Origin of the sequence: Microcoleus sp. S13_C5, from assembly GCF_036700845.1 — a bacterium.
Classification (GTDB): domain Bacteria; phylum Cyanobacteriota; class Cyanobacteriia; order Cyanobacteriales; family Microcoleaceae; genus Microcoleus.
This window is the reverse complement of the sequence record NZ_JAUBPR010000029.1, coordinates 40321-60983: the sequence shown is the minus strand read 5'-3', so window position 1 is coordinate 60983 and position 20663 is coordinate 40321. Positions and strand designations below refer to the sequence as shown.

General features: G+C 44.9%; 13 protein-coding genes and 1 tRNA gene. 4 read left to right on the top strand and 10 right to left on the bottom strand.

From position 1 onward, the window contains the following. Window positions 1-60 precede the first annotated feature (60 nt). The 3 genes from QUA04_RS10870 to QUA04_RS10860 all read right to left on the bottom strand — a co-directional run bounded on the left by QUA04_RS10870 (window position 61) and on the right by QUA04_RS10860 (window position 2205). Window positions 61-294, bottom strand: coding sequence for a hypothetical protein (locus QUA04_RS10870; RefSeq protein ID WP_333256584.1), 234 nt, complete (start codon window positions 292-294; stop codon window positions 61-63). An 836-nt stretch (window positions 295-1130) separates the two neighbouring features. Continuing rightward, window positions 1131-1529, bottom strand: coding sequence for an alr0857 family protein (locus QUA04_RS10865; RefSeq protein WP_333256581.1), 399 nt, complete (start codon window positions 1527-1529; stop codon window positions 1131-1133). Between the two features lie 160 nt (window positions 1530-1689). Next, window positions 1690-2205 carry an HNH endonuclease gene (locus QUA04_RS10860; RefSeq protein ID WP_242717210.1) on the bottom strand — a complete coding sequence of 172 codons (516 nt, stop codon included), beginning with the start codon at window positions 2203-2205 and terminating at the stop codon, window positions 1690-1692. A gap of 568 nt (window positions 2206-2773) precedes the next feature. Here QUA04_RS10860 and QUA04_RS10855 point away from each other — a divergent pair. Both QUA04_RS10855 and QUA04_RS10850 read left to right on the top strand, forming a co-directional pair. Continuing rightward, window positions 2774-3109 carry a ribbon-helix-helix domain-containing protein gene (locus tag QUA04_RS10855; RefSeq protein ID WP_333256578.1) on the top strand — a complete coding sequence of 112 codons (336 nt, stop codon included), beginning with the start codon at window positions 2774-2776 and terminating at the stop codon, window positions 3107-3109. A gap of 482 nt (window positions 3110-3591) precedes the next feature. Next, window positions 3592-4941, top strand: a complete 1350-nt coding sequence (locus QUA04_RS10850; protein WP_333256576.1) for a D-alanyl-D-alanine carboxypeptidase — start codon at window positions 3592-3594, stop codon at window positions 4939-4941. Between the two features lie 177 nt (window positions 4942-5118). Here QUA04_RS10850 and QUA04_RS10845 read toward each other — a convergent pair whose 3' ends face one another. Continuing rightward, window positions 5119-6225: an N-acetylmuramoyl-L-alanine amidase-like domain-containing protein gene (locus QUA04_RS10845; RefSeq protein WP_333256573.1), complete on the bottom strand. Its 1107-nt coding sequence runs from the start codon at window positions 6223-6225 to the stop codon at window positions 5119-5121. 179 nt (window positions 6226-6404) lie between these two features. Between QUA04_RS10845 and QUA04_RS10840 the strand changes: the two genes are divergently transcribed. Next, window positions 6405-7910: a serine hydrolase gene (locus QUA04_RS10840; protein ID WP_333256570.1), complete on the top strand. Its 1506-nt coding sequence runs from the start codon at window positions 6405-6407 to the stop codon at window positions 7908-7910. Window positions 7911-8361: 451 nt separating this feature from the next. Here the strand turns inward: QUA04_RS10840 and QUA04_RS10835 are convergent. Together QUA04_RS10835 and QUA04_RS10830 are read right to left on the bottom strand one after the other, a co-directional pair. Then, a tRNA-Gln gene (locus QUA04_RS10835) sits at window positions 8362-8433 on the bottom strand. A 101-nt stretch (window positions 8434-8534) separates the two neighbouring features. After that, window positions 8535-11339, bottom strand: a complete 2805-nt coding sequence (locus QUA04_RS10830; RefSeq protein WP_333256567.1) for a GAF domain-containing protein — start codon at window positions 11337-11339, stop codon at window positions 8535-8537. 742 nt (window positions 11340-12081) lie between these two features. On the opposite strand from QUA04_RS10830, the gene QUA04_RS10825 reads away from it, so the two are divergent. Further along, complete coding sequence (locus QUA04_RS10825) at window positions 12082-12468, top strand: response regulator (RefSeq protein WP_015175702.1); 387 nt, start codon at window positions 12082-12084, stop codon at window positions 12466-12468. 148 nt (window positions 12469-12616) lie between these two features. Here the strand turns inward: QUA04_RS10825 and cheB are convergent, their stop codons facing one another. From cheB to QUA04_RS10805, 4 genes are all read right to left on the bottom strand, one after another. Beyond that, window positions 12617-13702: a chemotaxis-specific protein-glutamate methyltransferase CheB gene (cheB, locus tag QUA04_RS10820; RefSeq protein WP_333256564.1), complete on the bottom strand. Its 1086-nt coding sequence runs from the start codon at window positions 13700-13702 to the stop codon at window positions 12617-12619. A gap of 273 nt (window positions 13703-13975) precedes the next feature. Beyond that, on the bottom strand, window positions 13976-16471 hold the full coding sequence (locus QUA04_RS10815) for a hybrid sensor histidine kinase/response regulator (RefSeq protein WP_333256586.1): 2496 nt from the start codon (window positions 16469-16471) through the stop codon (window positions 13976-13978). A 105-nt stretch (window positions 16472-16576) separates the two neighbouring features. Continuing rightward, window positions 16577-18460, bottom strand: a complete 1884-nt coding sequence (locus QUA04_RS10810) for a methyl-accepting chemotaxis protein (protein WP_333256562.1) — start codon at window positions 18458-18460, stop codon at window positions 16577-16579. Between the two features lie 447 nt (window positions 18461-18907). Continuing rightward, a complete protein-coding gene (locus tag QUA04_RS10805; protein WP_333256559.1) occupies window positions 18908-20368 on the bottom strand; it encodes a methyl-accepting chemotaxis protein in 1461 nt (486 codons plus the stop codon). Window positions 20369-20663: the final 295 nt, after the last annotated feature.

Genomic DNA, 20663 nt, shown 5'->3' with positions numbered 1-20663 from the left:
ATCTTGCACTTTACTCTTGATCGCGTGATCGTATAACCGCGCCGTGTAACCTTTCTGCACTTATCCAGCAAGCCCTAAATAATCGTCCCAGAAGTTATCTAACTCTGCAAGCTTAAATTCATCTTCAATCTCATACCAGATTTGAACCCAGTCAAAAGAATCTATGCCTAAATTTTTGATAAGGCCAGAAGCTATAGTAATTTTATCTGGTTCGCTTGTTCTACACCGTTCCATAAGAATCGGGCGTAGGCGTTCAAATATTTTTTCAATAGATGTATCTGAGTCAAACATCATAAACTTCCTTATCTTGACTTGTCCCGTGTCAGTCTGTCAGCCGCTGCTACACCCTTATGACTTTGTTTTGGCGATGGTGCTCTGTTAATTAATCAACAGAGCACCCATTTGAGATATTTTATTAAAAAATAAGGCGGATAAACAAGCCGTCTCACATAACTCAATAGCGACAAGACGAGCAATCATCTGGCGAGCGTGGCAAAAAAGCTAAAATCCATCTGGCATAAGGCTTACAGTAACAGCAATAGATATCGAATGAGTTCTATAGAAGTAACATTGCCAGGTGGCCACAACTGCCCATAGAGGTGCAAAGGTGCAAAGCACGCTCTATCTCCCAACACCCAACCTCAGATCCCCGGCTTAAAGTGGTAAACTGCCGTCGAGAACCAGATGCAAGTTTTTTTTGAACCGACAACAGTTTCCAACTCATCAAGTTCGCCCTCGCTGAGGAATACGCTACTGCCCGCAGCCGCGCGGGGTAAATTTTTTCCCACTTGCTTGAGGCAATAAATCACGGTGGTTTGATGGACAACTGTGACTCGCGAGGTGCCTCTTTAACCCATGCCCTTAACATACATTTTTAGACTACCGAGATTTGAGATCATCGGAATATTTTTGGTGGCTGTTTCAACATCAATAAACCGACGACCACAATCTACAAAAATGTGATGAGTGTTTACCTCGGATTTTTCTGTTATTACGGATGTGTTTGGAACTGCATTCAGGACATTGCATCACTGTTTGACCTCCATTTATAGCACCATTATGCAACGCTGAAAATAGTTCCTTCTTGCTTCTTCTCTCTTCCTTGTTCCCTCTTCCTTCCACATCCGATATTAATCGCCGACTTCCCCGACAACCTCCGCAGCAGCCTGAGTTTCGAGCCAGAGTTTGAGCAGCAAGAGCTCCGCCCGATCGCCCAAAACAGTCGCAAACACCCCATCAGCCCCCTCAGACGCGTCAGAAATCCACGTACCGCGCAGAGTCACTTCTACAAAGTCAGCATCAGCAACACAAAGGTCGATCGCATCGTTGTCGTTTCGGCGCGCCTCAGATTCCAACAGAGGCAGCGCCGGCAAATTCACGGGCAGCAAAAATGCCGCAGTGCTCGGTTCGACGCTGATGCTTTGACCAACTCGCATAGCCAGCACAACTCGCAGCGCCACTAACTGTTCGGGAGATTGAGCCAAACGCTCGAGGTTAAAGCCCGTTTCAGTGTAAGTCAACTTCAGCATATTGACAGCCCTAAATTTGGAATTGAAAGGTGAAAATTGGTAATTGAAGATTGGTAATCGGGAATTGGTAATTGGGAATTGGGGCAGATTTTAGATGAGAATTACGCATCAATTTAAAATCTCAAATCTCAAATCTCAAATCTAAAATTCTTCCCATTACCTATTCCCCAATTTGGTATTCGTGCCAAAACAGTTCTGCAAAAGCAACAGTGGGGTGTATGGGGGCTTTCGGCTTAGTTCGCAGAGTCATTCCAGCTTCTATGGGAGTTCGATCGCCCTTACGAGAGTTGCACCGTTCGCAAGCAGTCACCACGTTGTCCCAAGTATGCGGGCCGCCCTTTGATCGAGGCATGACGTGATCTAGCGTCAAATGTCGGTTGCTACCGCAGTATTGGCAAGAATGAGCATCGCGGCGCAGAACTTCCCGGCGATTGACCGGGGGCACTTTCCACAGGCGTTCCCTGTTACCAAAAGTCAAGCGGATTTGTTCGGGTACGTGGATGCTGGTACTGGGCGATCGTACCAGCCAGCCGTTGCCAATGCTAAAATCCAGAGGTTCAGCCTTGCCTGTTACCAACAGTACGATCGCCCGTTTGATGTTGACACGGCTCATTGGTAGGTAATTCTGAGAAAACACCACCACAGATTGCCTCAATACATCAGTTACTACGGTCACGGCTTGCTCCTCCTCGTCAATTTTGGATTTTAGATTTTAGATTTTGAATTTTGAATTTTGCTTGCTTCGTCAGCATTGGCTACATCTGGTTTTTTCCCAGTTCCCCAAGCGGATCGAATTTCTCAAATATCCAATCAAATGCCCCCGCTTCTCTTACTTAGAAGCGGGGGCTAGAAAAACTGCTTTCATGCAAATTTTCATCCTGTCTTGGTACAGTCGTTTAGCTGTACCTCCCGCTTCGCGTATCTCGATATGGCTGTGCCACTTGCAGACCGTGCCGGTCTACCTCGTTGTAATGAATTTCTGCAATTTGTCCTAATCCACTATAACCGTGTTTATTTAGGCCCCGGCCCGCCCACGAGGTCGCTGCGACAGTCGCCAAACCCGTGCTAAAGACGTGCCGTAACGACTCGGAGCGACCCGTGGGGCGATCGCACTTCAGTTGATAGGTGGAGTAGGTGGGGAGAAATTTCACAGCAGGCAGAAGGTGGTTAAGAGGCTTTCAATCTAGCTGTAAACATACTACACTGATATTACACATATGTCCACCCCGTCACGGAGAAAAATTATGCATACCCTACCTAGAACCTCAACCACCGAAATGGAAGTCACCAGCATTCGACTCGAAAGAGAACTCAAAGAGAGACTCAAAGAGCTCGCAGGCAATCAAGGCTATCAAGCTTTGATTCGAGATTTGCTCTGGAATTACGTGCAGCAGAAGTCTGGAGATTATCGCCAGATGTTTTCTCGATCGGATATTCGAGCCAGCATTGATGCCACAGCACAGCAAGAGGAACGCTGCGCGCTTACAGGAGAGTTGATTCGACCGGGCGGGCCGATGTTATTAGGCCTGACAATGCACGGCGAAATGGTGCCGCTGAGTATAGGGAGTATGGCTGGATAAACCAGTTTATCGAAAATTTGTGAGAGCGATCGGCCTGGGGTGAAGACCCCAGGCGCTGAAGATCATACTATTTTAGATTTTAGATTTTAGAATTGGGAATGGCTTATAAGATAAGGGTTTGGAGCTTGCCGAGAGTTGCATTGTTTTTGGGAACTGCTATCACAATACTTCAAGCAGTTTTTGATTACCAACCGTAGAATAAGGGTTTCAAGGCTCCAAGGCAATCGAGGTACCAACGGAAAATCGAGGGTTTCAGACTACGAACTAAAAACAGTCCGGGCTATGGGTATAAAATCCCGCAGTATTTAAACAATATTTATTTAAGGAACCACCAAGGCGCTAAGAGCACGAAGAAAGATGGAGAAGGAGATAGCTAATGTCAGCGGTTCCGGATTCTGGTAACGCAGATGCGGATGCTCCAAAAGGCGCGGGCTAGTGCTAAACTTTCCATCGGGCGTGCTGACAGACGATCGTAACATTTGATGAAAAAAATTAAAGTAATGCTGAAAAACCGCTACTTGACTGCTGCGAGTTCGATCGCCCTTCTCACAATTATTGCCGGATGTGCAGCTACTGAATCACCTCAACTTGCATCTCCCTCTCCTGTAGCTGAATCCTCCCCGCCGCCAGTTAAACCAAGTCAGCCTCAGCCCTTAATAGTCTCTGCTACCAATCCCGAATCCCCCACAAATACCAAAATCCAGCAATATCTCAACGGGTTGGTAGCCCAAGGTTTTGCCAAAGAAAACCAAGGCGTCTGGATGCAATCTGGCAATACTTTGCTAGCCAATCATCAAGGTACCGTTCCTATGTCAGCCGCTTCTATTACCAAAGTAGCAACATCTCTCGTAGCGCTGCAACAATTCGGGCCGGAACATCAATTTATTACCTTAATTGGTACAAATGGAAAAATTGAAAACGGCGTATTAAAAGGCGATTTAATTGTACAGGGAAGCGCCGATCCGTTGTTTGTTTGGGAAGAGGCGATCGCCCTCGGTAACGCCTTAAATCAAAAAGGCATCAAGCGAGTCAGTGGCAATTTGATAATTGTCGATAAGTTTTACATGAACTTTGAACTTGATCCCCTCAAATCGGGAGAATTGCTCAAACAAGGATTGAACAGTCAAATCTGGCCCAGCGAAGCCGCCGCCCAGTATCAAACACTGCTTCCCAATACGCCAAAACCCCAAATAGCAATTGAGGGTACTGTCAAAGTTTTGTCAGCATCTCCCAATGACGTGCAACCTTTAGTCAAACATTATTCTTTACCCCTCGCCGAACTGATCAAAAAAATGAATCAGTACAGCAACAATCTCATGGCAGATATGCTAGCTGATACTGTCGGCGGCGCCAAAACTGTCGCGCAAAAAGCAGCAGCAGCAACCGGAGTTCCTCCCGCAGAAATTCAACTCGTCAACGGTTCGGGATTGAGCGAAGAAAATCTCATTTCTCCCCGGGCTGCTTGCGCGTTATTTATAGCTTTAGAACGCTATCTTGAACCTTACAGCATGACAGTTGCTGATGTCTTAACTGTAGTTGGGCAAGATAAAGGAATACTGTCAGAACGGCCGCTTCCCAAATTAGCAGTGGTCAAGTCTGGCACGTTGGATAATGTTAGCGCTTTGGGCGGAGCCCTGCCCACTCAAAAACAAGAAACAGTGTGGTTTGTGATTATGAATCGCGGGGCAAATGTCGAGACATTTCGCACTCAGCAAGAGGTTTTGCTGAAAAGCTTTTTGAATGATTGGGGAAGTGTTCAAGTTTCGCCGCCAGAATTAACGCCAAATCCTGCTAGAAGTAGTAAGGTATCTCGCAGCGAAATTGTCAATTGATTTGAGGCTTACGCATGGGGGCCCAGAAACCGGGTTTTTTTACAAAAATACTTGGTGGCAACCCGTAAATTCGGCAAAAAACCCGCTTTCTTTAGTTTGTAGGGTGCGTCAGCACAGAGATTTTAAATTTTCAGCTAAAATAATGCAAGCTGATGCACCCTAGGAGTACAAACTAATTCAATAAGGTGTTTTCGCCCTAGCGACTACAATGCCGATCGCACTTTCGACTCTCCTAATATATCTCTGCAAGTCGTAAGCAACCGTCACCTCCCCAGCCGGCGAAGCGTGAATTAAACCAATATTGCCGTCAGCATTGCGGTAGACTAAACCTGTGTGCGTGACATCCAATCCTTTAACATCCGTGGCTACCGCTACAATATCCCCTGGTTTTAACTGAGAATAAAGACTTTTTATCTGATTTGTCGGGATGTAACTAACAGGAGTTTTGGCTAAGTCTGCTTCTTGACTGACTATGCACTGATAAGTTGCTTCGTCTTTGACCATTTGCGGGTAACTGCTGCGGTGCTGGCTCATGAAATTTAGTGTTTTATTCATGGGCACTCCACCTAATTCAGCGGTGATATTTTCCACAGTTTGCCGTTTTTGATTGTCGTTAATCCATTCGGAAAAATAGTGCAATCTGCTGCAATAACCGTTGATTTTACCGTTTAAATACCGCTGTTCTTCTATGCGATTTACAAAATTTTGATAGTCGTAATCTTGTACTGCTACGCCCCTGGCGATCGCCAAAACGGTTTCTACAAACAAAACGCAATCAAATTTATTCAAAGTTACGATCAACTTTTCTTCGCCGGATTTGTCCAGCAAACCCTCGGCGTAGGGCTTTCCTCGGAAATTATCGGCGATCGCCTGGACGATTTCTCCGATCGAGCGATCGTGCAAATTTTGTTGTTTTGCATACTGTACAACTTTTTCAAAACGTGCTATGTCTTCAGGTTGTGCAGCGGTTTCTCTCTCCGTATTATTTGAGTCAGGTCGTCTCGCCAGCACCTTCAGCAATTCGGAATAGGAAATTTCCGCTAAATGGTTGAAGTCCCAAAACATACTCGGGAAACTGGAAACAGTTTGCTTGTTTGTTACTTCCCCATTTTCGCTTTCTCCCGTCAAGGAAAACGCTACATCCGCGCCCTGTCCTGCTGTTTGTGGCTCAACAACAGATCCCGTAGTAGATTGAGACTGAAATGCCCAAACATCAGGTATCAAAGAATTATTCACGCCGACGATCGCAAATCCCAAAACAGCCAGACTCCAAAAATTTCTCATGTTTTTCAAAGGATTTTGCTTCAACTCAGTGCTATCCTGAAAATTTTACAATTACTAGAAGTCTCAATCAGCCTAGTAGACCGATAAAATTGGCAACAGCGGACTCGATCGACACACTTGTCATTTAGACGCCGCCCTATTATAAACTGATCGTGCGAGTTTGATAGCACAAAACTGTAATGCAAGTAGAACGCCGACGCCGCCCCATCGGGCCCCAACGCCCAATCGAGTCCCGACGCCAAAGCAGCGAGCGTCCAGTCCAGTCCCGACGCCAAAGCACCGAGCGCCGAGTCCCATCTCGTCGCCCAATCCAGACCCGACGCCCCATAGACCTCTTGCAAAAGTCGCTCTCAATTCTTGAAATTATCTGGGTTAATCTGCGTTCATCTGCCTGGTATCTGCGGTTGACCGATCGAGCAAAGATTCATGCAACAGGTGTAATTCAATCCCGACGACGCCAAAGCAGCCAGCGCCCAATCGAGTCCCGACGCCAAAGCAGCCAGCGTCCTGTCCAATCCCGGCGTCGAGTCAGGACGAAATTTTCTCGCTTAAAATACCGTAACATCCTGTGCTTAATTGCCGGGGCGATCGCGTTCTTTTGGCTCGTCACAATGCCCTTCAGAACTCGCCGTCCCCCAGAACCGCCAGTCATCTTGACTCAACAGGCCGTCTCGCCTCAAGAAACACTCTCGCCTCCGACAATTGAACCATCGGAAAATTTAGCGGCTCGTCAAAGCGAGCCTACCTTCAGCTACAACATCAAAACACCTCCCAATCCAGTTTACTCTCAAGAATTGCAAGAGATTGTTGATGAATCTGTGAAGATTGCAACCAGCAAAGGACTACCCGCAGAACCCCTATCAATTACCTTATTTGATGTCAGCAATTCCAAAACTCACACCTTTGCCGGATATCAAAATCAAACTCTCCGATTTCCCGCTAGCGTTGCCAAGTTATTTTGGATGGCAGCCTTTTACTCAGCCATCGAAAAAGGCATCATTACGCAAAGAGAATCGGCCTTTAAAGACGACCTAGAACAAATGATTCGCGTCTCCAACAACGATGCTGCCAGCAGAATTTTAGACAAAATCACAGATACAAAATCCGGCGACAGGCTGGCAGGAGAAGAGTTGCAAACATGGCTGAAAAAGCGCACTCAAATTAACACATTTTTCCAGTCAGCAGGCTACAATGATATTCGTATAAGCACCAAAAATTATCCCATATACTATTTGAGGCAAGAAGGTCCAATCGGTCGCGACTTGCAATTGCGGGGCGATGCTTCCCAGCCGATTCGCAATCAAGTAACTACCGACCAAGCTGCCAGATTAATATATGAAATCTATACTAGGCAAGCGGTTTCCAGCGTCGCCAGCCGCAAAATGGCTTACTTGCTGACTAGAGACTTAGACCCCAAGGCCTGGAAAAATGACCCCAGCAACTCGATACAAGGATTTCTCGGCGAATCTTTACCAACTAATATTTATTTTGGTTCCAAAGTAGGCTATACCTCTACTTCCCGCAGCGAAGCAGCATTTGTCAGAACTTTAGACGATCGCGCGATTTATATCTTAGTTGTTTTCGCAGACGATCCGGCTTATGCCAAGGACGAAACAGCATTTCCGGCAATTTCCCGATACGTTTTCGATCGGCTAAACGCTCGTGGCCCCAGCACTTTGCAGTGATAGGGAGTAGGCCCTGTTGACTGTTGAATGTTGACTGTTAGTCGAAAAACTGAAGGATGGTTGATATCAAATCCGGTAGCATCGGCATTATTCGTCTCTCTGTTCTCTTCCTCTGTATTCTCTGCGTCAAGAGCGGTTTAATTATTCCAATGCAACCGGATTTGATAGGAGTGTTGAATGTTGACTCGATTTTACAATTGGGGCGCAGTCAGAAGTGATATTACGCACAAACAACGGTTTTTGCGAAAAATGGGCACTAGCGACCAAAGAAACCACTTTCTTGACCACAAATCTAGGCTTTTAGGTAAAACCGGCAGCAAAAAACCCGGTTTCTTATATCCTGTGAGCAAGTGCTAATGAGGTTTGTACTAATGAAGTTGTTTGTCTCTCGTCTGCCAAGCGGGGACTATAAACAATCATTTAAACAATTGATTGACCAGACACAATTTAACTGGGGCGAAAGGATTCGAACCTCTGAATGGCGGGACCAAAACCCGCTGCCTTACCACTTGGCGACGCCCCAACGTCTTAACCTTCACTATCTTAACATTCAAACACAGCAATCTGTCAAGCATTTTGACAATAAAATTTAAAAAATCTTTTTGAAACCGATCGCCCGCAGGTTTATTCTTTGAGCGCCAGGGGGCGAGCTACCGGGATTTCAATCCTGAAATCAGCTCCCTGTCCCGGTTTCGAGATACAGCTCAAACTTCCTCCGTGTTTTTCCACCACAATCTGGTAGCTGATAGACAAGCCGAGTCCGGTACCCTTGCCCACAGGTTTAGTGGTAAAGAAAGGGTCAAACAAGTGGCATTTAGCTTTTTCGGGCAATCCGGGCCCGCTGTCTTGAATCCGAATCACCACAACTTGACCGATCGACTTTCCTGACTGATCAGCCTCCGAGTCTGGGGACACCACCGCCGTCGAGATTTTGATCGTCTTGGGTGGGGGCTGATTTTCCAAAGAGTCGATCGCATTCGCCAAAATATTCATAAATACTTGGTTGAGCTGCCCGGCATAGCATTCTACCTTCGGCAAGTTGCCGTAGTCTTTAATTACCTCAATTCCCGGTATTAGCCCATTTGGCTTCAAGCGGCTCTGCAAAATCAGCAGCGTGCTGTCAATCCCTTCGTGAATGTCCACCAGCTTCATCTCGGCTTCGTCGTGCCGCGCGAAGTTCCGCAGAGACAGGACAATTTGGCGGATGCGTTCAGTTCCCATCTCTATTGAAGACAGAATTTTCAGCAAATCCGGCGCTATGAAATCAACATCGATTTCTTCGTTTTTGTCGAGAATTTCGGGGCCAGGCTCGGGGTAGTGCTTTTGATACAAGTGGAGCAAATCCAGCAGATTTTTCATGTACTGCTTGCAATAAGTCAAGTTGCCGTAAATAAAATTAACCGGATTGTTAATTTCGTGGGCGACGCCGGCGACCATTTGACCAAGAGAGGACATTTTTTCGTTTTGGATGAGCTGAGCTTCTTTCTGCTGCAACTGCTGCAAAGTTTCCGTCAGTTGGCGGGCTTGAGTTTGGGCGGCTAAGGCTGCCGCCCGGGTTTGGGCGTAGAGTTCGGCTTGGTCGATCGCGATCGCCAGTTGATCCACCACCGCTTGCAGCAATTCCACTTCGCTCGTCGCCCAGGAACGGTGGCTGCTGTAATGGTTGCAAACTACAGCACCCATTTGACCGGAGCGAGTCTTGAGTGGCAGCAGCAGGTTAGAAACAATCCCGATACTGCTCAAAAAAGCTCGCGTGGGCGATTCTATGCAGAGTGCTGTTGCAGCGTCGCCGATCCGGAGCGTTTGGCGGTGGCAAATTTTCTCGGCCAGCAGGGTTACTTGTTCGATCGGGTATTCTGTGAGCCGCTCTTTCAGTTCGGGATTTGCCGCCTCGTGGGTGATTGCAAAGGTGGGCTGCCCGTCTCGCGAGATGGAGTACCACAAAAAGTAGCACTGGTCAACCTGCAACAAGCTGCGAATCTCGTTGACAGCCGTATCTAAAATTTTGTCTAGGTCTAGGGAATTCCGCATCTGGCTGGCGAGGCCGAAGATCAGGCCTTCGCGGCGGCTCAACAATTCTTCTCGGGCAGTGACGCGATCGATCGCCACGGCGATGGCGTTAGCCATGCAACCCAGAACTTCTAGCGCTCCGTCGCTTGCCAAAGCGCTACTGCACAGAGCCATCACTCCCACCAACCGATCCTCCACAATCAGCGGATAGGCAATGGTGCAGAGAGACGGGTTCGACAGTAGGCACACAGGAGCCGTTTGGAGGTTTCCCGCTTCTGTTCGCACCCAATCTTCTATTTCCCGTGGCCACTCTTGGCTGCTAAGTCCTGAATTGGCCTGCAATTCTAACCGCTCTGTCTGCGGGTTGAAAGTCCAGATGCTCACCCCTGTGGCGTCTAGGTACTCTACCATTGCCTCGGTGCAGCGGTTGAGGATGACCGATACTTTCCCGCCTTGTCCGAGGGCTGCACCGACTTTAGCTTGCAGGGTTCCCAAGCGAGCTCGCTCTTGTAGGGACGCTGCGGTTAGTTGGCGATCGGAGGTATCGCCGGGGCCGACAACTATTTCTCGGATTTGTTGGGTATCGTCCGCGCGCCCGATGCCCGCTGAAGCTTCCCACACATAGTGAGATTTGCCTGTTTCCCCCAGGGTCGGGAGCTTTTTTGTTCCGTATATTGTCCTGCTACTCTGTGGCGTATGTACCGCACACAAGCTCGATCGGTTCGAGCCAGGAAGTAACTCCGATATTTGCGAGCTGTCCGAGGTGATATCTTCTACCTCTGGCAACTGTTTCTGGGCTTTGACTAATTGCCAGCGCAGCTCCACCAAACTCGCAACTTGCCGACTCAAAGCTTTAATACCTTCTATCGTTTCTTTTGTCAAGTCTCGCGGCACCGAGTCCATGACGGATAGCACTCCCAGCACCTGCCCATCAGAGCTGATAACTGGGATTCCGGCGTAAAATTTCACGAAGGGGTAGAAAACGATCAGCGGATGCTCGCCAAATCTCACATCTGTGGAAGCGTCTCGAACAATGGCGGGCCGTTCTTTAAAGGAATTTATAGGAAGTTCGAGCGCAAATCCGGGAGCAACTGGCGGTTGTTCCAGGGAAAGTACCCCGTCAAATTCCGAGTTTGAGCTTGATCTGTGGGCGAACTCTTCGGGATTTTGGTCTAGGGCGCGAGCGCAAAAATTCAGGTAACGGTGAGCCAAATTTTGATCTATACCTAACTGCGACTTCAACCAGTGGCGGTTACCGTCAATCAAGCTCAAGAAAGCAATAGGAGTGCGGCTGATCTGAGCTGCCAAACCGACCAAACTGTCCAAGCAAGCGTCTGGAGCAGAGCCGAGAAGCTGATACAAGTCAATGTTATGGAGCTTGAACACTTTTTCACCAAGAGGCAAGGGTGCTTTCATCATGTGTAACTGCCCGTCTAGTTGCTGGCAACCGCCCTTCTCAATACTTTCGAGAAAAACAAGCTATGAATTGTGTGATAGGAGACTGTGGGCGCAAATTCGGCGCAAGCAGCCTGCGCCGAATTCAGACTAACCTCTTGACTGAATCTGGAAACTTTTGAGTTATGGGAGTTAGAGCACCCCAGATCTTAAGACTATATAAATTATACTTCCAGTTGACTATGCTTTTGAATACCTCCGGCTCTCTAAATCTAAGAGCCTCTGTTGGGAGGAAGCCGCTTTCCAAAATATATGACGATTGCTTACCTAGAATTTTTTAATCAGTTTAATTGTATTTTAACAGACTTGTCTAATCGTGCGTAGCTGGCTTGCTGGTAGATTTAAATCAGGGGTTTGTGGCACAATACCAGTGTCCTTTACCGAGCTGTGCCTTAGCCGGGAGTTCAACTACAGTTAGGAGATGAATTACAAAAGATTGGTAAGATGTTAAACTTTGTAACAAGAGTTGTTCAAACTCGACCTTTTAGGGTTTATGGGGCAGGATTCACATTTTGCAACTGTTGTAATTGCCGATCAACCACTCTCCCAATTCCTTTTTTCGAGTTTGAGGTAAAAAAACAGGGGTAATGTTTCAACTAACGCTCCAACGGGGTTGACAATTATTGCATAGAGGCAACTCTCAAAAAATAACTGCAGGAAGTATGTTTTGTATTTTCAAGAACTATAAATAAACAGGGAGAAGAATATGTCTGCAAGTAGCAGTCAAGTACCAACTATTTTGGCAGTTGATGATAGCGTCGTGATGCAAGGACTTGTTAAACAGGCCTTAAGCAAAGAGTTTCGAGTTCTCGTAACCGACAATGCAGTGGATGCTTTGTCAACGATTTATCACGAACAAATTTCTGTTTTGTTGCTGGATGTTTCGATGCCTGGTATTGACGGATTGGAACTCTGCCGCACAGTGCGGAGCTTGCCTCAGTTTCAGAATTTGCCGATCGTAATGCTGACAGCGCGAGATGGAGCCTTTGATAAGGTACAGGGGCGTTTGGCGGGAGCAACAGAGTATTTAACTAAGCCTTTTGATGCTGATAAGTTGCGCGAGGTAATTGGTAAGTTTATCAAAATCAAATAATCCGACTTAGGAAAAAAATCAGTTTTGAGTAATTAATGAAGTAATTTGAGTAATTAATGAACTAAAAATTTGCGATCGCGCTATCTGATCCTCGACCTATTTAACAAGTCTGGCGGCGGGGTATTCTGCACAATTTGCGAAGTAAGTCCTAAATTTTTAATTTAGCCAGGAGTAGGGGGGCGATCGCACTGACAGGTAGAACATATTGGGCAGCACCGAGGGCGATCGCCTCCTTGGGCATTCCGAAGACAATGCAGCTAGCTTCGTCTTGGGCAATTGTCAACCCCCCTTGTCTGGCGATCGCCAACATTCCGTCAGCACCATCTCTACCCATTCCTGTCAGCAAAACTCCCGCTGCTGCCCGGCCATAAAAATTAGCTACCGACTTAAATGTCACCGTTACAGAAGGGCAGTGTCCCGCGACCTGAGCAGCTTCTGAATAAACAAATCGCCCTTGAGAGTCCAATTCTAAATGACGTTTTTCTGGCGGGAAATAAACAGTCCCTGCTTGTGGCAATTCCCCAAAAGAAGCTATCTTAACAGGCAGTTTCGATTCATAACCTAGCCAATCAACTAATCCTTGCAAAAAACCTTCACTGATGTGCTGGACACAAATTATAGGCACTGGGAAACTAGCCGGAAGTTTAGAAATAATCGCGTACAGTGCTTGCGGTCCGCCTGTAGAAGCCCCTATAGCCAATAATTTAATAGTTGGAGATTTAACATCTTGGTTGGAGAATTTGTAATTAGGAACTGGCGCTTGGTTGATTTTTATAATTTGATTATTATCTTCAGTTGGCATCTTTTTGGGATGCCGTGTAAATACTTTAACTCCAGAGAGTATTTTAACTTTAGCTATTAATTGATTGGCTAGGCGAGCGTAATCAGATACCAACCCGCCAATCGGTTTCGGAAAAACATCCAATGCACCAGCATTTAACACTTGAAATACATTGTGAGTATCATTCGCTTGCACTGAAGCACTAATTACTAAAATTGGTAGCGGATATTTCTTCATTACTTCTTCCGTAAATTCTAACCCGTTCATTGGTGCCATGTTCAAATCCGTACAGATTACTTGGGGCTGAAGTTTAGGGATTAATTCTAGTCCTTCTAATCCGTTGCAAGCGGTTCCTACAACTTGGATGTCTGGCGAGGACTCAAAAATTCGTTTGAGGACGAGCGTAACTACTGGAGAATCTTCAACTAACAATAGTTTAATGGGCGATAACATCAGTTTGCTGGGGAATGGGGAATGGGAAATGGGGAATGGGGAAGAGGGCACTTGTGCTGCCCTTCGACTTACTTCCCTTGGGCGAAGCTTAGCGGGCAAGGCGCGCAGGGCGAGTGGCTAAGCTCAGCACGAGTCGCTCAGTAACCGCGTAGTCAAAGTATTGGGCATTGGGCATCGATGCACTGGTAATGATGCACTGGGCACTGGATATTGGGTCGTGCTAATTGCTAGTAAATAACAAATGCCTCATAACCAAGGAGTAATGACTAATGACTAAACTAACCTTTTTAGTGTCTCTACCAACACATCTTGATTGAAAGTACCTTTAGGAATATAAGCATTTGCCCCCGCATCCGCCCCTCTTTTTCTATCTTCATCCGATGCCAAAGATGTCACTAAAATTATCGGCAACTCACTGTACTCTTTTTGCTCCCGAATCTTAATAGTCAGGGCCAAACCGTCTAAATTTGGCATTTGTATGTCAGAAATCACAGCATCAAAATCGCGAGTTTTTAATTTATGGAAAGCATCCAATCCGTCTACCGCAGTCACAACTTCGTAACCCGCACCTTCCAGGATGCGCTTTTCTTGAGTGCGCGTGGCGATCGAGTCTTCTGCTAATAGTATAACTTGTTTTCTGCTGGCAGTCTCAAGTTGCGATCGCGCACCAAAAACCCCCCGGGACGAAACTTGCTGGCGTACAGATTTTATCAAATCGTGGGGATTGAGTACCATACAAACTTCCCCAGTACCTAGAATTGTGGCCCCCGAAACATTTCGCACCCGTTTCAGCAATTGACTTTGAGGCTTCATCACCACATCCTGTTCGTCTATCAAAGCATCTACAAATAATCCCAATCTTTCCTCCCCAACTTTCAAAATAATACAAGGCATTTTTGAAGAAGTTGAATTGAGGAAGTAGTTTTGATTTTTTCTTAGAGCTTCGCTGCCGCTTTCCTGTCTCAAATACCGATTTTTTTGCCACCCTTGTCTATTGTTTAATTCTAGTAAATCTGTCAGATGAGCAACTGACAGAGGCTGACCCTTTGAAAGTATAGTTTCCTTACCTTCTATAGCAAATATCTCAGACTGAGACACCTGTTGAGCCGTGTCTACAAACTCGACTGGCAGAGCATAAGGAATGTCTTCAACTATGACAATCAATACATTTGCTGTAGCTAAAGACGTGCTGATTTGCAGCCTCAAAGTGCATCCTTTACCCGGTAAAGACTCTACTTGAATACTACCTTTTAGGGCTTCAACATTAGTACGAACTACATCTAAACCCACCCCGCGCCCCGATACTTCTGTAACAAATTTTTTGGTCGAGAAACCCGGAGTAAAAATTAAATTGTGGACTTGGTTCTCTGTCATTTCTGCCAGTTGTTCAAGCGTACAAATATTACGTTTTACTGCCGTTTGTTTAATACTCTCTAGATTTAGTCCCCGGCCATCATCAGCAACTTCAATAATAATATTGCTAGCCATATTATAGCCTTTAATTCGGAGAGTTGCCACGGGAAGTTTACCTAGTTTTTTCCGCTCCTCAACATTTTCAATACCGTGGTCGATCGCATTTCTAATCATGTGCATTAAAGGGTCTTTCATTTCCTCTAAAATGCGTTTATCTGCTGTAGTTTCACCTCCTTCAATCACTAAGGCAACTTCTTTACCTTCCCGTTTCGCTAAGTCTCGAACAGTTCGAGGAAATAAATTAAAAATAGTAGATAAAGGCAGCAGTCTCAGAGTGCGAATTCCTGATTCTAATGCCTCAGTAATTAATTCGAGTCTGGCAGTATCTTCATAAACTCGATTTCTCAAGCTGTTGACTAAAGTTCCGAGACGTTCTAAACGTTCTTCTGTACGTTGATAGTAATCCTGCAATTGGCTAAATTTACCGTTGGCTTTAATGCCGTTTTCATCTATTTGCATCCGATCAACAGTCAAGCTAGTTACAAAATATTCTCGGCTCCACTCTTCCCACAAAGTTGTAATTTGTTCTATCTCTGCAACTCGGTGCCCTAGCCGAGTTTTGGTGACAGTAAGTTCCCCTGCTTGAGTCATTAAATCGTCTAAATTTTGAGTAGCAACGCGAATGGTTTCAATGCGGTAGGATGAAGTTGAGGATGCAGTAACTGCCGACTGCGAAGCCGACTCACTGGTGGGCCCAGAAGGTGCCGGCAAGTTTTGAGCTTGCAGTAGAAATTCTGGCTTGGATTGTAGGGGTAAAAAAGAGGAATTTTTCTCTAAGTTAAGGACTTCAGAAGTTTCAACATTTGTTTCTAGTTCTGGAATAGGATGCTCAGTAAATTGCGGTTCTACCAACGGTTGTTCTGGTACTTGTGAAGATGAGGTATCTACTATTGAGGCTGCTGCCTGTGGCTTTGGCTGACTAGAAGCACCCATCATGCTAGCGAGTATGTAAAAAGTATTAACGCCGGAATCTTCGCCGGTAACGGCTTCGTTAACGAGTTTCCGCATGGCGTCTAAACCTTGCGAAAGTCGATCGCTAATATCCGAATTCAGTTGAGTTTCTCCTCGCTTGATGCCTCCAAAAATATGCTCCATTTGATGAGCTAAAGATGCTACATCTTTTACACCTAGCATCCCAGCATCACCTTTAAGAGAATGGGTTTCTCGCAACAATTGCTCTAACTTAGCTAAGTCGCTCGGATGTTGTTCTAAGTACAGCAATCCGTCGTCTAGTTTCTGTAAGTGTTCTTGACTAGCGACTTTAAATACATCTCGGAGTTCTTGATCTTCAATCATCATATATGTTGTTGAGTAATAGGTAATTGAGCAGGAATCAGGGGTAATTGATAATGATAATTATGTTGAATACTCAGTTGCTTGCTAATGACTAATGACTAATAACTACACTACTTCTTTAAGATTAAAGGCAGCTTCTGTGAGTTGTTGAGTACCGATTTTAACTTGAGTAATGCCGCTGACTGTTTGAGACGCAGATTCCTTCATAGAACTCATGGCATCACCTACTTGCTGAATCGCGATCGCCTGCTGTTTAACATTAAATGAAATTTGCTGGTTGCTAGCAAACACCAGATTGCAAGCTTCCCTCACACCAGTAAAAGCTTCTGCCGTATCTTGTGCTGTTTTCACCCCTTCTGCAACCGTTTTGCGACTCTCTTCAGTTGCTTTTACCGTTGAGTCGATCGCGCCCTTAATTTCTGGAATAATACCATTAATCTTTTGTGCTGCTTGTTGGCTTTCATCTGCTAACTTACGAATTTCGCTTGCTACCACCGCAAAACCTTTACCGTACTCGCCGGCTCTGACTGCTTCCACAGCGGCGTTGAGAGCCAGCATATTAGTTTGGCTGGCTAAATCGCTAACCAAACTTGCGAGAGTCGATATATTGCCAATCTGACTCGTGCTGTCGTCGAGTCGATGATTTTGCTTAGAAATTGCCACCACAGCTTCTCTAAGATTCAGCATTTGATTGAGAGTTTGATCTACTTTTTTAGTACCTTCTTCAGCTAGATTTAAAGCTTGGCGAGCGGCAATGGCAACAGACTCAGCTTGCTCGGCTGTTTGCTGAGAAGAGCGACCCAAATTTTCTAGAGTTATAGTTGTTTGATTAACCGAGACAAATTGCCTATTTGCTATTTGCTCTTGTCGGTTCATATTAGATTCTATTTGCAGTGAAAATGAGGATATTTGGTAAATCAACCCCCGAATCAGAGCAACAATTTTCTGCAAAAAAAAACATCCAAATCCCAGCACCACCGCCAGGGAAACAAGAGCAATAAGTGCAGCTATTTTTTGAAGATAATCTATCGAATGAAAAAGCAACTTTTTGGGTGAAGTAGCCACAATTACTAAAAATTTGTTTGTATTTTGTGGGCTGGGAAAAACTGTCTTATAGCTAATCACTAGATCCCTCTCATCAATATTTCCCTGACCCCCTGAGAGTATTTTAGCAAGAATGTCTCCTGAATAATCATTTTTGACATTTTCTTTAGTTTGGAGTTCAAATCCCCAGGCTTTTTTAGGATTGGGATGAGCCAGATAATACCCATCTTGATTTAAGATAAAAGATTGCTCTGATAGTTCAGGATTGAGATTTTTAATCATATGGATCAGAGTGCTACCCAGAGCATTACTAATGACCAAGCCTTGTCTTTCTCCTTTGGGATTAAAAATTGGAGTTGCGTAGCGAATTGTTGGCTTGTAAGGAGTTTCTATTTTCCCCCTTTCCTTATTCAGATTTAAGGAAGACACATAGACTTCTCCAGGTTTTAGCTTCATAGTTGCTGCAAAGTAATCTGTGTCTGCTTTATTTTGTAGCTGAGAATCTGGAATAACTTGGATATTTGTGCCATCAGAATTTACGCGCACGAGTTCCTTACCGCTGTTATCTATGTAACGCAATTGCATATAATATGGCTTGGCCTCCATCATGGATAAAAATGTAAGTTGCATTCGATCAACCCAATCTTTATAAGTTGAATTAGTTTGTTTGTCTAATCCCTTTCCTTCTCTCGATCTAATCAGTCCCTGAACTGGGGGAGTGTTGCGGAGAAACAAAATATCGGCTCTCAGATTTTCAAACTTGTTAATCATTTGAGAGGCGGTGGAATTAACACTGTCACTAAGGGTTATTAATGCTAAATTTTGCAGTGCTTCTGTTGAAGAAGAAATTCCATACCAACCAACAATAGATACTGGAATCAAGGTACTTAAAATTAGGAGTAGCAACAGTCGGTGCTGCATTTTTTGGAAAAATTGGTTAATCATTGGTTACTGGAAATCGGTTACTGGTAACTTGTACGCTCGCATAGTCTAAGTATAGGGAATTGGAAAATTGTACGATCGCGTAGCCGGGAGCATCTCATATTTGTAAAAACACTTATTCTGGCTCCTTCCTTCTTCCTTCTTCCTCCTGGCTGCTGGCTCCTGGCTCCAATTTCTAGCTGGGCTGCTTTCATTGAGATGCTCCCGCGTAGCCGAAGTATAGGGAATTGGGAATTGGTAGAACCAGAAAAAATAACAACTCCCAAATAATAACTCACAACTCACAACTATACTGCTGATTTGAGATTACGTTCTAATTTGCCCATAAACAAGTTATTACTCCGGTTAATATGGCTGGAATTGTAGGGAGGTCGATCGCCAAAGCAATTGCTTTAATTATTAAGGATATATGTGGCATTTTTAGGAAACTACTCATAATTCATCGCTCTCCTACAAAACTGCCTTCAAATCTAAGGCTGCTTCATTCAACTTTTGAGTGCCGACTTTAGTTTGACTGATACCGCAAGCGGTTTGGGCTGCGGCTTGATTGAGAGAGTTCATAGCTTGCACTACCTGTTCGATCGCGATTGATTGCTGTTTGGCATTCAGCGAAATTTGCTGAGAACTCAAAACCACATTGTTAATGGCATTGGCAACTCCTGCAAATGCCACTGCGGTTTCTGAGGCAATATTCACCCCCGATTCCACTGTTTTAGTTCCTTCGTCTGTCACCATTACCGTTGAGTTAATTGCCTTTTGAATATCAGCAACTAATAGATTAATTTGCGCTCCTGATTTTTTACTGCGATCGGCAAGTTTGCGAATTTCTGACGCCACCACGCCAAACCCCTTGCCGTGATCTCCCGCCCGCACTGCTTCAACAGCAGCATTGAGTGCTAACATATTAGTTTGATTGGCCAAATCGCTAACTACAGTTGAGATATTACCAATGTGATCTGTTTGTTCGCTCAACTCTATAATTTGTCCTTGGATATCCTGAACTTTAGTTTTCAGAGTTGCCATTGCTTCTAAAGTTTGTTCTACAGCTTTTGTGCCACCTCCAGCTAAATTCAAAGCTTGCATTGCTTGAACCACCGCTGTTTCTATTTGCTGTGATGTCGCCCTGGAAGATGCTCCCAATTCGTCCATTGTAGTAGTAGTTTGATTTACTGAAGCTGCTTGCTGACTTGCCATGCGTTCCTGTTCTTCCACGGTGGCTGCAATCTCAGTGGAAGAAGTGGCGATCGAGCTAATTGCCCGATCGATAGTTTGGGCAATTCCTGACGAAATCAGCCAAGCTATAACCGCACCTAACACCAATAAAAACACGGAACCAAATACCAATGCCGAGAGCAAGAAAACTAAAGATTGCTTCGTTTTTTCTGTAGCTTGCTTAATCGCTTTTACTTCTATTTCGCGAAATTGCTTATTCACTTCCACAAATTCGTTCACAAATTTTGTCTGTTTTCCTGTGTTAAATATAGCCAATGCTTCGGCTCTCTTATTTTGTTGTAATAAAACAACTATTTCGTTAGAACCCTCATAATATTCTTTGCAGAGATCTAACATCTTGTCTAAACGAATTCTCTGTTCAGGATTTTTAATTTTCAACTTCGCACTCTTACCCGACTGACTAGCTAATTCTCCTCCTGTTTTAAAATCCTTTAAAAACTGCGGATTTTTATTAATTAAATACCCGCGCATTCCCCGTACCATTTGTTCAGCACCTGTGGACATATCATTTGTGTATCTGATCACATTTTCTATCCTTTCTACTTCTTGAAAATTATTCAATACCTGATTAGTAGTTGTATAAACTAGCACAGGAAAACCCAAGTATATAGTTGCTGGTGCTACATAGGCCAGCAGCATTCTATTTCTAATATTTAATTTTATTAACTTAGAAAACATATTTTTCTCCTTAATTTAAGCACGTGCATAAACGAATTAGATTGCTTAGTCAAATCTCGCTTGAAAAGCGGATTTGGTATAACTCAATACGCTTGGGTTAAAACTATTTATTCCTCACCGATCCCCGTCGCATCCACCGCATCGTTGCGAGGACTTTGAGTAAGTTCTGGTCCCTGCCTTGAGAAGGGGGGCTCGGGCTTAACTCAACCGTATTGTGGTATAACTAACTTCTTTAGTCCTGGACGCATTTCAAGATAATTCTCTCATGCTAAGTCCCGCTGGTTACCAGTGCTGA

Excerpts from the sequence above, each read along its gene's own strand:
- QUA04_RS10870 (WP_333256584.1), bottom strand. The coding sequence starts at position 294 with ATGATGTTTGACTCAGATACATCTATTGAAAAAATATTTGAACGCCTA.
- QUA04_RS10865 (WP_333256581.1), bottom strand. The coding sequence starts at position 1,529 with ATGCTGAAGTTGACTTACACTGAAACGGGCTTTAACCTCGAGCGTTTG.
- QUA04_RS10855 (WP_333256578.1), top strand. The coding sequence starts at position 2,774 with ATGCATACCCTACCTAGAACCTCAACCACCGAAATGGAAGTCACCAGC.
- QUA04_RS10850 (WP_333256576.1), top strand. The coding sequence starts at position 3,592 with ATGAAAAAAATTAAAGTAATGCTGAAAAACCGCTACTTGACTGCTGCG.
- QUA04_RS10845 (WP_333256573.1), bottom strand. The coding sequence starts at position 6,225 with ATGAGAAATTTTTGGAGTCTGGCTGTTTTGGGATTTGCGATCGTCGGC.
- QUA04_RS10840 (WP_333256570.1), top strand. The coding sequence starts at position 6,405 with ATGCAAGTAGAACGCCGACGCCGCCCCATCGGGCCCCAACGCCCAATC.
- QUA04_RS10830 (WP_333256567.1), bottom strand. The coding sequence starts at position 11,339 with ATGATGAAAGCACCCTTGCCTCTTGGTGAAAAAGTGTTCAAGCTCCAT.
- QUA04_RS10825 (WP_015175702.1), top strand. The coding sequence starts at position 12,082 with ATGTCTGCAAGTAGCAGTCAAGTACCAACTATTTTGGCAGTTGATGAT.
- cheB (WP_333256564.1), bottom strand. The coding sequence starts at position 13,702 with ATGTTATCGCCCATTAAACTATTGTTAGTTGAAGATTCTCCAGTAGTT.
- QUA04_RS10815 (WP_333256586.1), bottom strand. The coding sequence starts at position 16,471 with ATGATTGAAGATCAAGAACTCCGAGATGTATTTAAAGTCGCTAGTCAA.
- QUA04_RS10810 (WP_333256562.1), bottom strand. The coding sequence starts at position 18,460 with ATGATTAACCAATTTTTCCAAAAAATGCAGCACCGACTGTTGCTACTC.
- QUA04_RS10805 (WP_333256559.1), bottom strand. The coding sequence starts at position 20,368 with ATGTTTTCTAAGTTAATAAAATTAAATATTAGAAATAGAATGCTGCTG.